Origin of the sequence: Parageobacillus sp. G301 (assembly GCF_030268025.1) — a bacterium.
Lineage (GTDB): Bacteria > Bacillota > Bacilli > Bacillales > Anoxybacillaceae > Parageobacillus_B > Parageobacillus_B toebii.
The window spans coordinates 183,438-196,618 of the sequence record NZ_BSDB01000001.1 but is presented as its reverse complement, the minus strand read 5'-3'; the positions used below and the strand labels follow the sequence as shown (position 1 = coordinate 196,618).

25 protein-coding genes are annotated in these 13,181 nt (G+C 40.9%); 4 read left to right on the top strand and 21 right to left on the bottom strand.

From position 1 onward, the window contains the following. Nucleotides 1–66: 66 nt before the first annotated feature. Nucleotides 67–384: a YodL domain-containing protein gene (locus QSJ37_RS01030; protein ID WP_285752873.1), complete on the bottom strand. Its 318-nt coding sequence runs from the start codon at nt 382–384 to the stop codon at nt 67–69. A gap of 215 nt (nt 385–599) precedes the next feature. After that, nucleotides 600–734, bottom strand: coding sequence for a hypothetical protein (locus QSJ37_RS01025; protein ID WP_285752870.1), 135 nt, complete (start codon nt 732–734; stop codon nt 600–602). A gap of 62 nt (nt 735–796) precedes the next feature. On the opposite strand from QSJ37_RS01025, the gene QSJ37_RS01020 reads away from it, so the two are divergent. Next, nucleotides 797–1,933, top strand: a complete 1,137-nt coding sequence (locus QSJ37_RS01020; RefSeq protein WP_352176757.1) for a DUF2515 domain-containing protein — start codon at nt 797–799, stop codon at nt 1,931–1,933. A gap of 17 nt (nt 1,934–1,950) precedes the next feature. Here QSJ37_RS01020 and QSJ37_RS01015 read toward each other — a convergent pair whose 3' ends face one another. Beyond that, on the bottom strand, nt 1,951–2,136 hold the full coding sequence (locus QSJ37_RS01015) for a YozD family protein (protein ID WP_041269910.1): 186 nt from the start codon (nt 2,134–2,136) through the stop codon (nt 1,951–1,953). A 137-nt stretch (nt 2,137–2,273) separates the two neighbouring features. Between QSJ37_RS01015 and QSJ37_RS01010 the strand changes: the two genes are divergently transcribed. Next, on the top strand, nt 2,274–2,396 hold the full coding sequence (locus QSJ37_RS01010; protein WP_285752863.1) for a hypothetical protein: 123 nt from the start codon (nt 2,274–2,276) through the stop codon (nt 2,394–2,396). Here the strand turns inward: QSJ37_RS01010 and QSJ37_RS01005 are convergent. From QSJ37_RS01005 to QSJ37_RS00975, 7 genes are all read right to left on the bottom strand, one after another. Next, on the bottom strand, nt 2,378–3,022 hold the full coding sequence (locus QSJ37_RS01005) for a hypothetical protein (protein ID WP_285752861.1): 645 nt from the start codon (nt 3,020–3,022) through the stop codon (nt 2,378–2,380). The genes QSJ37_RS01010 and QSJ37_RS01005 overlap by 19 nt on opposite strands. Nucleotides 3,023–3,151: 129 nt before the next feature. Beyond that, the gene (locus tag QSJ37_RS01000; protein WP_285752859.1) at nt 3,152–3,370 is read right to left on the bottom strand and encodes a YozE family protein; all 219 of its coding nucleotides are present in this window, start codon (nt 3,368–3,370) and stop codon (nt 3,152–3,154) included. 257 nt (nt 3,371–3,627) lie between these two features. Beyond that, nucleotides 3,628–4,539, bottom strand: a complete 912-nt coding sequence (locus QSJ37_RS00995; protein ID WP_285752857.1) for an NAD(P)/FAD-dependent oxidoreductase — start codon at nt 4,537–4,539, stop codon at nt 3,628–3,630. A 111-nt stretch (nt 4,540–4,650) separates the two neighbouring features. Beyond that, complete coding sequence (gene bioB / locus QSJ37_RS00990) at nt 4,651–5,646, bottom strand: biotin synthase BioB (protein ID WP_285752855.1); 996 nt, start codon at nt 5,644–5,646, stop codon at nt 4,651–4,653. A 79-nt stretch (nt 5,647–5,725) separates the two neighbouring features. Continuing rightward, entirely contained in the window at nt 5,726–5,938 is a 213-nt protein-coding gene (locus tag QSJ37_RS00985; RefSeq protein WP_285752853.1) for a tetratricopeptide repeat protein, read from the bottom strand. 17 nt (nt 5,939–5,955) lie between these two features. After that, a complete protein-coding gene (locus tag QSJ37_RS00980; protein WP_285752851.1) occupies nt 5,956–6,216 on the bottom strand; it encodes a tetratricopeptide repeat protein in 261 nt (86 codons plus the stop codon). A gap of 114 nt (nt 6,217–6,330) precedes the next feature. Then, nucleotides 6,331–7,770: an NAD(P)/FAD-dependent oxidoreductase gene (locus tag QSJ37_RS00975; protein ID WP_285752847.1), complete on the bottom strand. Its 1,440-nt coding sequence runs from the start codon at nt 7,768–7,770 to the stop codon at nt 6,331–6,333. Between the two features lie 183 nt (nt 7,771–7,953). On the opposite strand from QSJ37_RS00975, the gene QSJ37_RS00970 reads away from it, so the two are divergent. Beyond that, a complete protein-coding gene (locus QSJ37_RS00970) occupies nt 7,954–8,550 on the top strand; it encodes a DUF502 domain-containing protein (RefSeq protein WP_285752845.1) in 597 nt (198 codons plus the stop codon). Nucleotides 8,551–8,569: 19 nt separating this feature from the next. On the opposite strand, the gene QSJ37_RS00965 is transcribed toward QSJ37_RS00970, so the two are convergent. The 3 genes from QSJ37_RS00965 to QSJ37_RS00955 all read right to left on the bottom strand — a co-directional run bounded on the left by QSJ37_RS00965 (nt 8,570) and on the right by QSJ37_RS00955 (nt 9,913). Continuing rightward, nucleotides 8,570–9,508 carry a magnesium transporter CorA family protein gene (locus QSJ37_RS00965; protein WP_285752843.1) on the bottom strand — a complete coding sequence of 313 codons (939 nt, stop codon included), beginning with the start codon at nt 9,506–9,508 and terminating at the stop codon, nt 8,570–8,572. A gap of 18 nt (nt 9,509–9,526) precedes the next feature. After that, nucleotides 9,527–9,667, bottom strand: a complete 141-nt coding sequence (locus QSJ37_RS00960) for a hypothetical protein (RefSeq protein ID WP_285752840.1) — start codon at nt 9,665–9,667, stop codon at nt 9,527–9,529. 108 nt (nt 9,668–9,775) lie between these two features. Continuing rightward, nucleotides 9,776–9,913: a hypothetical protein gene (locus QSJ37_RS00955; protein WP_285752838.1), complete on the bottom strand. Its 138-nt coding sequence runs from the start codon at nt 9,911–9,913 to the stop codon at nt 9,776–9,778. 119 nt (nt 9,914–10,032) lie between these two features. Here QSJ37_RS00955 and QSJ37_RS00950 point away from each other — a divergent pair, with 119 nt between their 5' ends. Then, on the top strand, nt 10,033–10,320 hold the full coding sequence (locus tag QSJ37_RS00950; RefSeq protein WP_285752836.1) for a HesB/YadR/YfhF family protein: 288 nt from the start codon (nt 10,033–10,035) through the stop codon (nt 10,318–10,320). Between the two features lie 73 nt (nt 10,321–10,393). Here the strand turns inward: QSJ37_RS00950 and QSJ37_RS00945 are convergent, their stop codons facing one another. The 8 genes from QSJ37_RS00945 to QSJ37_RS00910 form a co-directional block, all read right to left on the bottom strand. Next, on the bottom strand, nt 10,394–10,774 hold the full coding sequence (locus QSJ37_RS00945; RefSeq protein WP_285754713.1) for a hotdog fold thioesterase: 381 nt from the start codon (nt 10,772–10,774) through the stop codon (nt 10,394–10,396). A gap of 20 nt (nt 10,775–10,794) precedes the next feature. Then, on the bottom strand, nt 10,795–11,118 hold the full coding sequence (locus QSJ37_RS00940; protein WP_285752834.1) for a hypothetical protein: 324 nt from the start codon (nt 11,116–11,118) through the stop codon (nt 10,795–10,797). Nucleotides 11,119–11,131: 13 nt separating this feature from the next. After that, a complete protein-coding gene (locus QSJ37_RS00935; RefSeq protein WP_285752831.1) occupies nt 11,132–11,548 on the bottom strand; it encodes an acyl-CoA thioesterase in 417 nt (138 codons plus the stop codon). A 115-nt stretch (nt 11,549–11,663) separates the two neighbouring features. Continuing rightward, nucleotides 11,664–11,897 carry a small acid-soluble spore protein Tlp gene (gene tlp, locus QSJ37_RS00930; RefSeq protein WP_285752829.1) on the bottom strand — a complete coding sequence of 78 codons (234 nt, stop codon included), beginning with the start codon at nt 11,895–11,897 and terminating at the stop codon, nt 11,664–11,666. A 33-nt stretch (nt 11,898–11,930) separates the two neighbouring features. Further along, nucleotides 11,931–12,074, bottom strand: coding sequence for an acid-soluble spore protein N (locus tag QSJ37_RS00925; RefSeq protein ID WP_015864061.1), 144 nt, complete (start codon nt 12,072–12,074; stop codon nt 11,931–11,933). A 55-nt stretch (nt 12,075–12,129) separates the two neighbouring features. Then, a complete protein-coding gene (locus QSJ37_RS00920; protein WP_285752823.1) occupies nt 12,130–12,261 on the bottom strand; it encodes an FbpB family small basic protein in 132 nt (43 codons plus the stop codon). Nucleotides 12,262–12,388: 127 nt separating this feature from the next. Then, nucleotides 12,389–12,904 carry a redoxin domain-containing protein gene (locus QSJ37_RS00915; protein ID WP_285752821.1) on the bottom strand — a complete coding sequence of 172 codons (516 nt, stop codon included), beginning with the start codon at nt 12,902–12,904 and terminating at the stop codon, nt 12,389–12,391. Nucleotides 12,905–12,992: 88 nt separating this feature from the next. Next, entirely contained in the window at nt 12,993–13,133 is a 141-nt protein-coding gene (locus QSJ37_RS00910) for a hypothetical protein (protein ID WP_285752819.1), read from the bottom strand. Nucleotides 13,134–13,181 lie beyond the last annotated feature (48 nt).

Sequence of the window (13,181 nt, the reverse complement as noted above, 5' to 3'; positions counted from 1 at the left end):
TTCGACTTTTTTCTTCATTATATCATCATTTTTTCTTTTTTAAACCGAATATTTAGAATTTTTACACTAACGAATGTGAATGCGATTAATTTTTTTCCATCCTTCCGGACATAGTTTGTAATATACTTGTCCCTTTAGTCCTTCATCAATTAAGACGATATCTCCTGTGCTCATAAAACGGGCTTGATAATCTTTTGGCATTAAATCAGATACGTTAAACATACGATAAAGATGTGATAATGCTTCCTGGTGATTGGACGCGTTGATCGTCAATCTGTATACTTGTCTGTACCCTTTCGTCTGCCCAAAATTTGGGGTTTGAAATATAGTGATATCATACTTACGCTCTACATGGAGCATTTTTTTCATTAATAGACGTACCATTCAACATCGCTCCTTTTACCCATTTATTTCATAAAATATTAGTGATAAGCGATGTCGATTCCTTCAGCAAAAATGCTCTTGTTTTGTCGAATGACTTTTCAATACCTGTGTTCGAATAAGCAGGCAAACGAAGAGAAAAAATAAGGTAGACGCATCGTTAACTCCCAAAAAAGCTTGAAAAGAAGCTGCCGCTATGGTGTTTCTTTTTATAATGCTTAGTAGTGGGAAGGATGGGTATGCGAATAATGCTCCTTTGAATTATGATAATGGTCGCTGCTGCTGTAATGGCCTTTATGATAATGATGCGACATGCCGCCTTTGAAAATGGCTTTGATAATTTTTTTCAACATCACAATCGCTCCTTTTTGAACAGATTACTTATAAACCGAGCTTCGTTTCACTTTCATCCAAAATGAATACTAGGAGGGATGTCGCCATAGAACGAAACGATTTTTTATCCCGAATCGCTCATCCGGTGCAGTCATTGTACCGTTATTTTTTATATAGGCACCACATTCATATTGCTTCCTCATCGCTGTTGCATCAACTTTCGAAGCAATGGGAGCGCCCGTCGCACCCTCACATCACCGAGGAAGAACGTAAAATAGTTTCCGAAATCAAACAAAAAACAGCGAATTATAACCGCAATAACATTACACGGACAGCAGCCTATTTGGCGTTTTTCGAGCGTCATCCGGAAGTACATTGGGCATTTTTGGCGCATATCGTTTCCCGGAATGGCGGATGGAATATGACAGATTTAAAAGGAAGTGTCATTCCACATCTTCTTCCTGCCGAACACATTCATCCGCTTTTTTTATTTTTAGAAAGAGCGAACGCACTTATCTTTCATGACGCTTACCCCCAACTTTTGTTATATGAAAAAAGCAAACAAAAGAAAAAACCGTTATTTCATCTGCTGGCTTGTTTTTTCGTTTCTTCTTTTATGAAACCATTTTGGGAATATTTTTTTGAAACAAAAAATTCACCAGTAATCACAGTGGCGTTGATTATTAACGAACAACAGTATATTCAAAAGAGAGTGATGGAAAATAAATTTTTTCAGACGCATGTGCTGTCGACAATGCCATTTATTGCGGAACAATGGCTTGGCTTTAATGATGTGCTGATTCCGTATCAGGCTGGTCCCCACATCCGTCTTGCCGGCACCACCGTTCGTGATTTTGCGGATGTCCATCATCGTATTCATATCGGCAAATCACTTTATAGTGTATTGTTTTTTCAAAATCGGCTGGCAAAGCGAGCATACCAATTTGCCTCACAACATGCGCATACCGGTACACGCGCCGATTTTTGGCCGCAGCTATTTTCTGCAGAAAAAGCAGATCCTTTCCGGATTTATAGTCCACGTTTGGAGGCGGTATGGCCGAATATCTCCCATCCATTTTCCGACCGCCGTGACTGGTTTACAGATAAAACTATTATCAAAATGATGGAAACCATCCCTGTTATGAAAGAAGAAGATTTAACGGCAAACTATATGCGTAATATTCAAACGCTAAACGCAGCTGTCAAAGCAGTTCAATAAAAAACGACGAGTAGTGCTTACTCGTCGTTGTCTCCTATGTCAAGCTCCTCATCAATAATACACTTTTCCAATAAATAATCAAACGTAATATCCGCTAGTTCTTCTAGTTCCGTTTGTGTCGGTACAAAACCGCGGCGGATCAATTCATGATAAAAAAATTCGGCAATTTCTTCCGTATCAATAACAACCTCAATTTCCTTCACCACATCTCGCCCCCTTTGTAATGTTTTATGTGCACTTATACCGTTTTATGTCAAAAGAATTTGATCATCTATGTACTAATTTTCCCTCTTCACCCATACATTAGTAGCAGAAAAAACAATAGCGGAGGGAAATTTTTATGGACAAGCAGTCAATCATCGATAAAACAATGGAAACAGTTGTAAATTTGCTGGAAGCAGCTATGATATTGCTTGGCATTCCTTATTTCATTTTCATTTTACTTCAATTTTTATTATGGTAATTGGCAACAATTCGTAAACGTTTTACAACTGTTTCCATCATTTGTTTATATTGTTCATCACCAAACCATTCGTATAAATATTTGTAATCATTATACATATCAAGCAGCTCATCAACAGACTGTAATGGAGTCGTCTCCTCGGAAGGAGAAAGAAGCACGTATGCTTTTATCGGCGCCGATAGGACAATATCTTGCAAAATAATGACAGATGATTCTTCGTCATCTGCTAAAGGAACGACATCCTCCATATTGACTTCAATTTCCCAGCCGTCGATCAATCGTTTTAATTCATAGACAATTTCTTCCCATCCTTCTTCTTGATAGCGATAAATTTCTGTACGCACCCCAATCACTTTAAATAGATCGTCGCCGTAATCGTGGACGCGAACGATTTCACCTAAGAAAAACGGCAATTCCACTTCTATTTCTTGCGTAATCCACAAATCGCCAGTAAATTCTGATAAAAGAACTAATGCATGTTCCATAAATAAACTGCGGCTGTGATTAATTTCATATAAAAATGCATCATCTATTTGTTGAATATTCGTTATCGTGCCGACCGTTCCATACAACATATTCACGACAATATCTCCAATAGAAAATTTTGGCCGTTTTGCACCACTCATCTATATCCCCCGTTTAAAAGCAGTGATACTACATTATATGCAGACACAAATGAGTGGACACCCCTTTCAATCCCGAAAAAAGTGTTTTGGTAACGCTTACAAAAAAGAAATATGGGAATGGGAAGACTTTTACGCCTCCTGTGAAAACTGTTCCCATAGTTCGTCAAATATAATCATGCTGTCTAAGTAATCACCGTTTAGTTCTAAATATCGACTAATTTCATCATAATCGGTGGATGTTTTCGGGAAACTATGATCGTAATATGCCCCGTTAGCAAACCGAACGAACGGATCTTCTTTTTTTCCATCACGAAATTTCAATAAATAATGGTAAAACGAACGCGCCATTGTTCCTCATCCTCTCCCTTCTATTTTCTTTGTTGTTCATTTTAATGAGTTTTTTTGATTTTGTCATCTGTCAAACAACTAAAGCCGCGTTTTTCTTCGCTAATCATCGTCAAGCATTTTATGTAAAATTCATGATAGATGCTTCCATCCCCCCTTTTTTTCTTGTAATGAAATAGTACGCTGAAAGATGCATTTTCATGAAAAAAATTACTATTTTATGTTTCACCTTATGAAAAATAGGGGTTGCACGCTTCTTATTAGTTTTGATCACCTTGTTCATTCACAATGCTTTTATGAATCCAAATGGCTGCCTGTGTTCCTTCCCCCATGGCGATCGTCACTTGTTCCGAATGAACGCCAATGTCCCCTGCCGCCCAAATATTCGGGACATTTGTTTGTTTTGTCCGTGGATTTGTAGGAATATGCTTGTTTTCTAATCGTTCCACGCCAAGTTGTTTGGCAAGCTCTGTATTGACTTTATTATTTCCAAATGCGATAAACCCACGTTCACCAAAAATTTCTGTACCGTTTTGCAAGCGAACACCGCAAAACGTTGGCCCTTCCTTTATTAACACTGATTCAATCGGTTCGCGAATGTATCGAATACCTTGTTCTGACAGCTTCTGTTGCCAACTTTTCGATAACTCTTCTCCATCGTGATTAATATAGATAATGTCCTTTGTCCAATATAGCAGCGTCATTGCCATATTCGCCCCGGCAGTGCCCGCTCCGAGGATGATCACTTTTTTGTTTGTCACTTCATATCCGTCGCAGTCTGGACAAACGTAAATGCTCGTTCCTAAACATGGAATGAGATTAGGAATTGGTGGAATCCGATCTTTTACTCCTGTTGCCAACAGGAGACGTTCGCTTTCATACGTTTTCCCTCTTTTCCCAAACAGAACAAATACGTTATCCTTTTTCTCGGCGGCAATCACCTCATCATCGGCAAAATGCACTCCTAATTGTTCCGCTTGTTTTCTTCCAAGCGTGCGCAACGTTTCTCCGCTCACGCCATCAGGCCAGCCGAGCAAATTATGATACGCGCGGCAAAGTGTGGAACGGCCGTTGTTTGCATCGATCACAAGAACGCGATGATGATAACGGCCGAGCTGGATCGCCGCCTGCAATCCGGCAATGCCGCCCCCGATAATGATGCATTCGTACATCGTATGTCACATCCCATCATTGCTTTTATTTTTTATTGTTCGTTACTGATTCGTATTCATGCACTTTATAAAAAAAGCTGTCCCCGTAAAAGAGACAGCGTAAATCAACCATTAACAGACAGCCTGCTGTTCCTCGGCAAAATCAATTTCAAAGCCAAGATCCTCCAGCATCCGATAATCTTCTGATTTTTCTTGGCCAGCTGTTGTTAAATAATCGCCGACAAAAATAGAATTTGCCGCATATAAGCCAAGCGGCTGAAGCGAGCGTAAATTCACTTCACGTCCGCCGGCGATGCGAATTTCTTTCGTTGGATTCATATAGCGGAACAATGCCAATACTTTTAAACAATATCGTGGATCGAGTTCATTTGTTCCTTCAAGCGGCGTGCCATCAATCGCGTGTAAAAAGTTAATAGGAATGGAATCCGCATCAAGAATGCGCAGGCTCCGTGCCATGTTAATAACATCTTGCTTCGTTTCTTTCATGCCGATAATGACGCCGGAACAAGGAGAAATGCCAGCTTGTTTTACTGTTTCAACGGTCCTTACGCGGTCATCATATGTATGGGAAGTCGTGATGTTCGGGTGATGTTCTTTTGATGTGTTAATGTTATGGTTGTAGCGGTCTACTCCCGCTTCCTTCAGGCGTGCTGCTTGTTCTGGTTTCAAAATGCCGAGGCATGCGCAAATTTTCAAACCGAAGCGCTCTTTAATTTCTTTGACCGCTGAAACAACGGTGTCGATTTCTTTTTCGCTCGGACCGCGGCCGCTTGCGACAATACAGTATGTCCCTATGCGCATGCGATATGCTTCTTCCGCGCCGCGAATAAGCGTTTCTTTATCAACCATTTTATACGTTTTTACCGGCGCTGTCGAAACGGCAGACTGCGAGCAATATCCGCAGTTTTCCGGACAAAGCCCGGATTTCGCGTTAATAATCATATTTAACTTTACTTTATTGCCGTAATATGTGCGGCGAATGTTATACGCGCCTTGCATCAGCAAAAGCAGTTCTTCATCGGGACAATCTAAAATTGCTTGCGCTTCTTCATCGGTCAGTTCGTACCCTTCGATGGCACGATCGGCTAATTCCAACCAATTTGGCATTCTTCCTCTCCCCTTTCCATATGATTACATTTATCGTATCGGAAGTGAAGTTAGATTGTCAACTAAAATTTTATAAAGGTTAACTATTTTGATCCCATGCTTCATCAAGATGGTCGGCGTAAAATATTAACGCTTTTTCATATGTTTTTATCCAAGGATCGGGGGAAGAAGCGACTAGCGCATGAATCAACATTGATACCGCCCTTTTTTCTTCTCCCATATGATAAAGCGTCATTGCCAAAAATGCTTGTAAGGCTACATTCTCGGGGAACTCTTTTAATCCCTGTGCCAATACGTTTGCTGACTCTTCTACTCGCCTATACAGCGATAACTGCTTCCTAATTGGATAAATGCTTTCTGACGAAGTTCGCCTTCAATACCATAAACAATCGCCTTTTCATAATACGGAATTGCCCTTCTTTCCAAACCTAACGCATCCAAAGCAGCTGCATAATAAAAATAAACGGCTCCATCTTGAGGATGTACATCAAGCAACGACTGCAATATCGTTTGCGCTTCTTCATACCGCTTTGCTTCGATCAGTTTTATCGCCTGGTTCAACTTCAACATTTAATTTTCCTCCTTCTCCTCAATATGTGGTTGTTCGAGCAAACGAACGAAAAATCCTTCACTAGTCATATAAAAAAGGATATGTATCCATACAGGACACATATCCTTTTACTGTTATTTGGTTAATTTTTCTACGATGTCGCGTGCAATCCATACGCCACAGGCGCTTGCCTGGGCAAGGCCGCGCGTAATTCCCGCACCGTCCCCACCGACATACAGTCCGGAAATTTCCGTTTCAAATCGGTCGTTTAATTTTGGCCGGGCGGAATAAAACTTCGCTTCGACTCCGTAAAAAAGCGTATGCTCGGAAGCAATCCCAGGTGTGACGTGGTTGAGCGCTTCCGTCATTTCAATGATGCTTTTCATTGTATTGTACGGAAGAACAAGCCCTAAATCGCCAGGAACCGCTTCTTTCAACGTTGGCTCAATAAACCCTTCCTTAATCCGTTTTTCGGTAGAGCGTCTTCCTTTTAAAATGTCGCCATACTTTTGCACGATGATGCCGCCGTTCGATAAGGCGTTTGCCAGCCGCGAAATTTCATGGGCGTATTCATTCGGTTTATCAAATGGTTCGGAAAATTTATGCGATACAAGCAAAGCAAAGTTTGTGTTGTTGCTGCCAAGCTTTGGATCTCTGTACGCATGGCCGTTCGCAAGCATGATGCCCGAATGGTTTTCGACGACAACGTGTCCCGAAGGATTGCTGCAAAACGTGCGGACTTGCGTTCCAACCGACGTATTGAAAATAAATTTTCCTTCATACAAATGTTCATTAATTTCTTCCATGACGATGTTCGATGTTTCCACGCGCACGCCAATATCGACTTGGTTGTTCATCATGCGCAAGCGGCGCTTCCGCAATATTTTTGTCAGCCATACCGAGCCGTCGCGTCCCGGTGCGATGACGACTTTCTCCGCCGTCAGCGTTTCTCCGTTTTTCAGGACTACTCCTGTCACGCGATGCCCATCGTTCGTTTTTTCCGTTATAATATCTTCCACTTCCGTTTTAAAGCGCATGTCGATTCGTTCACGCAAATATTCGAAAATGCTTTTTAAAATTTCTAAGTTTTGTTCCGTCCCTAAATGGCGGACTTGGGCGCGCAATAGCTTCAGCCCAGCGGCGTAAGCGCGGCGCTCAATTTCTTTGACTTTCTCCGTCATTGGATCGGTAATGGATGTTGTCGCACCGTGTTTTAAATTAATTTCATCAACATAGCGGATGAGTTCCAATACTTTAGAAGCCGGCAAATAATCGGTCATCCAGCCGCCGAATTCGCTGGTGATGTTAAATTTCCCGTCCGAATAGGCACCAGCCCCGCCGAAGCCGTTCGTGATCGAGCATGCCGGCACACAGCCGGAGTAATCTTTTTTGCCGGCCGGCGGCGGACACTTCTCAATCTTTTTCTGAAGAATCGGACAATTTCGTTTATATATATCATGCCCTTTATCAATTAACAGGACGTTCGCCCCCGGAAGTTTCAGCGTTAATTCATAGCAAGTAAAAATGCCTGCCGGACCTGCGCCGACGACAATGACATCATAATGGCTCTTCATCTGTTCAATCCCCCACTTCCCGTATTCCATTTGTAACTATATCAATTATTTTCCTTCTCGTCAATATAAAATACGAACTTTTATTCATGTATATATAAATAATGTTCGTCATTTTTCTATCTTGTTTTCACAGATAAAAACTGATAAGTTGATAAAGTAACAAAAAGAGAGGGAGGAACGCGGATGAAGTTTTTCGTAAAAAATTTTATTAACGGTGTGATTACATTTGTGCCGATTATTTTAGCGATATATGTATGCTATAAAGTATTTGCATTTTTTGATGGACTGCTTGGCAGCTACGTACGGCCATATTTCAAAGATGATTACATACCGGGAATCGGAATATTATGTACGATCATTCTTATTACCGTTCTCGGCTGGTTATCCACACAATATATTAGCGGCAAAATCATTCGGCTTGTTGATCGCCTGTTAGAAAGCATTCCGTTAATTAAAACGGTTTATTCGGTAATAAAGGATACCATCACCTCTTTTGTCGGCGAAAAACGGTCCTTTTCAAAAGTAGTGTTGGTGGAATTGCCTAATACAGGAATGAAATGCATCGGATTTATCACGTCAGAAGAAGTCGCAAACTGGCTCAATCCGCTCCAAGGCCATGTCGCTGTCTATATTCCGCAAACGTTCCAGGTAGCGGGCATTACCTTTTTAGTGCCGAAAGAACAAGTGGAAGTCATTGATATGAAGCCGGAAGAAGCAATGAAATTTGTGCTTTCCGGCGGAATGGCCTCATCCAAAAAGAAAGGGCTGCCTGAAACATAACAGGCAGCCCTTTTGGCAATTAAAAATATCGCTTTTTCCAAAAAATAAGCGCAGTAATGGTCGATAACAAACCAGCAATCAACATCGCCACCATAAATGCATACGGTGAATGCTGATATGGAATCGGCACGTTCATGCCATAGAAGCTTGCAACCATTGTCGGCAAGGAAATCACAATCGTAATCGCTGTTAAAAACTTCATTACAATATTCAAGTTATTCGAAATGACCGAAGCAAACGCGTTCATCGTTCCGCTTAAAATGCTGCTGTATACTTCCGCCATTTCAATCGCCTGTTTATTTTCGATAATGACATCTTGCAGCAAATCTTGATCGTCTTCGTACATGCGCAAATAATTCAGACGCAATAGCCGTTCCATGACAATATTGTTCGCCTTCAGCGACGTCATAAAATAGACTAAGCTTTTTTCCACACTGAGGAGCGAAAGCAATTCTTTATTTTTCATCGATTGATGAAGCTCTTTTTCGATTTCCGTCGTTCTGCGGTTAATTTGTTTTAAATAACGCAAATAATAAGTGGAAATCACATATAGCATTTGCAGAGCAAAACGTGTCTTCATGAACGTGTAAAAGTTTTTAATTTTGTTTTTCGAAAACTCTTCGAAAATCGGATTTTGCTGCAGACAGACAGTAATGAAGCACGTATTCGTAATAATCATGCCGATCGGAATCGTTTCATACATCGGACCATCTACTTCATCATTTGCGGCAATGGGAATATCAACAATAATCAATACATGATTATCTTCTTTTTCTATGCGTGATCGTTCCTCATCATCAAGCGCATCTGTGATTGAATCGATTGGAATGTCAAGATGATTAGCAATATAACGGATTTCGTCTTCTGTCGGAGCTACCAAATTAATCCAGCAGCCGTTTTGAATTTCATCGATCTCTCTCATTTTTCCGTTTGCATCCGATAAATACATTTTCATCATACGCATCCTTCCTCCTTTTCACCGCGAGGAAGTTTGCGCCTCTCCTTTTCCGATCGGAGCCCGTTTTCGTACGATGAGTAGCTCAATGATCGAAAAAGAAGAAGACAATGCTCCCTCGCTATATTCCGGCTCTGGTTCACTCGAACTTCGACTACTCATATACGAAAACGTCACTCCTTTCGTAAAAAATACTCCTCGATTATAATAACGTTGATTGGCGCATTTGTATAGTAGTTTTCTAAAGAAAAAAGCAGCCTACTGGCTACTTTATTCGCTTGATGGTGTGGTGTTGAAAAAATCACGATCACTTTTTTCCGTTTTGCGGCTATTGGATCGTTTTTTTAATTTTTTTCCCATCACTCCATCGGATTCATAGCTCAGTGGAAACGAGTGTTTTTTCTCCATTTTTAGTCCTCCTTCTTATTTCTCTTTTTACTTTTTGCCAACTGGACACGATTTAGTCGCATTACGATTTTTTACATAATGATTTTCTCCATTTATAATAAAGATGAGGAGGGTGAAAAATGGACATTATTTTGACGCCAAAAGCATTTGAATGGTACAAAGAAGAACTTGACTTGCAAGAGGGGGATGCTGTTCGCTTTTTCGCACGCTACGGTGGATGCAGCACCATACAAAAAGGATTTTCACTTGGTGTGGCAAAAGATGAGCCTGTAGAACCAGGAGCGCAAACAAAGGTCGGTGGAATCACCTTTTTTATAGAGGATGGCGACATATGGTATTTTGATGGCCATAACTTAACCATCGATTTCAATGAGCAGGCAAATGAACCGGTATTTATTATCGACTGATCGCTCCCGCTTCTCATGACGAAACGAAAACATATTGCTGAAGCAAAAAAAAGCTAGCACTTTTTTGAAAAGGCTAGCTTTTTTTAATAACGGCGATCGTGCAGCGAGAAACACAGACAAGCCGCTGTTGTTCATCGACGATTTTAATATCCCATACCATTGTCGTCTTTCCTCGATGAAGAACGGTGCCTGTAGCAGTGACAGTGCCATTTCGAACAGCGCGTATATGGTTGGCGTTAATTTCTAAGCCAACAACGTTTTCAGTTTCTTGATCGATGAGCGCATATGCACCGATGCTCGCAACTGTTTCTGCCAAAGCTACGGAAGCACCGCCATGGAGAAGCCCAAACGGCTGATGTGTGCGATGGTCAACGGGCATCGTCGCTACGACACGTCCTTCTCCTAACTCTATAATCTCAATACCTAATGCTTCTAACAACGTTCCTTTCCCCATCTCTTTCAAATTAGTTAAATTCACCGTTTCCCCTCCCCTTTACTCACCAAACGAAACCGCTCAAGATGATCAAACAATCCCTCTTGCCGCAAAATCATGATTTGCTTTTCTCCAAGCAAATCAAAATGTGGAAACAACTCACGCTGGTGAATCCATTCTCTTCGCAATCCGTATTTTTCTCCCCATGCCGCAAGTTTTTCTACATCCGAACAGCCGACTTTTGTTACTGTCGTATATTGTGGAAACCGTTCGTCATACCAATAATGAGTTAAGAACGCGATTTCCCCTTTTTTTACCTTCTCCTTCCATTCGATTAATTCCTGCCTACGAATTCCAAAAGCCATAGTATGTATCTCCTTACTTTTTCGCACGTTCGTATGCTTCATGCCAATCCGGGAAATATTTGCGAATGACAATCGGGCGAAACGTATCGCGTTTTACACAAACGTGCTGAGATTTTCCCGTCGCGGCAATTTCTCCATCCGGTGTCAAAATTTCATAACCGTATGTCACACGAATGCCGTCATATGCATCAATCCATGTACGGACAGTCGCCGTTTCCCCATAATGAAGCGGTTTTTTGTACGATACTTGAAGATCGACAACTGGAGAAATAATTCCTTCTTTCTCCATATCGGCGTAATGAAATCCTAACTGTTTGATCAGCTCTGTTCGGCCGACTTCCATCCAAACGAGATAATTAGCATGATAAACAACCCCCATTTGATCCGTTTCCGCATAACGTACTTCAATTTGTTTTTCAGCGACTTTCATTAGTTCTCCCTCCGTTACTATCCTTGCGTGTATACAACTATATCTTATCATACTCCATGTTTTATTAGAAAAAAAACGGAGTCATCCTGCAATCAGGATCACTCCGTTGTCTATATTATCGATAGCCGTTTTCGCGTGCCGTTGCCTCATCTTTAATTTCGGCACGCATTGCTGCAATCGCTTCTTCGCGCCGTTTGTTTTTTTCAGCGATTTTTTCTCGCTCTTCTGGAGAAGCGAATTGCATTGTCTCTTCAGCCTTTTCGATATTTTCAATTGTGTTTTGTACCATATCTTGCAATTTTTCTACATTATCGCTACGATCATCCGGTTTAGGACGATGATGTGCCATCACGTTTCCTCCTTCGTGATTGTCATTCGGTGTCTATTCGCCTTTTGTTTGAATCACTTGAGCATGTTGCCCAGATTGATCTTGCATTTTTTTCCCTTTATTTCCTCCAGCGGCACGAGGTTGGGTGCCTAGATGGTTCGGATTGAAATATTTTGGGTTTCCCCTCGGATTGCTCATGTACCTCGCCTCCTCACCATCTAGTCTGTCCGCCCGGATGATCGCTATGCATGGCTTATTCTGCTTTTTTTAACATGCGTTCTTCCAATTTTTTTTCGATTTTTTCCATTGCTTTACGGTCATTGAGTAATTGACGTTTATTTTCCATAATTAATTCTTGAAATGTCATTTTACGGGTTCTTCTCATTTCTTAGCCCTCCCCTCAATTATTATTTTAATTTCATTAATTCCCAAAATAGCTGAAAATTATTACAACTTTTCGAAAAATTTTATGTTGCAAATAAAAAAGCACCTTTCCGTTAAGAAAGATGCTTTTATTCACGGAATGCCGCTGTTATTTCCACCATTTGTTTATACGTCATCGGACCGACAATTTTTTTGCGAATGACGCCATCTTTATCAATGATATACGATGTTGGAATCGTTTGAATATGATATAGTTCTAATGCTTTCTTTTTTTCATCCAACACGACTGGAAACGATAGTTGATATTCATTGACAAATGACTTTACATTTTCACGAGTATCTTGCGACGTTAAATGAACAGCAAGCAATTCCACGTCAGAATGATAGGCTTTATAAAATTTTTCCATATCAGGCATTTCTTTTTTACATGGCGGGCACCATGTTGTCCAAAAATTGACGATTACCGGCTTTCCGCGAAAATCAGATAAATGTACCGTTTGGCCATTCAATGTCTGCAACGAAAAATCGGGCGCAGCGTTACCTACAGAAAGACCGACTTCCTTTGCTTTTTCTGCTGCCAACGCATTCCAAATGCTATATCCAGTAATAGCAAGCAGCAATATAGCGACAATGAATTTTTTCATTGATTTCCCTCCCGCTACGTTTATTAAAACATAAAATGACCAGGAAAAAAAGCAAAAATGGGGCGTCCATAGGACAGCCCCATTTAGATTAGCGGATATTTTTATGTTCGTTTTCCATTTTTTTCGCTTCTACTTCCGCATAGGAAGCAAATTCATTATTAAAACCGTTTTTTTGCTTTGCGTTGTTATTGCGTTGTGCGTTGGCATTGCCAAGTTTCGTGCGACCCATGCGACTCCCTCCTTTGCAACAAGGGTACATCGGTAGTATAGGTAAAAG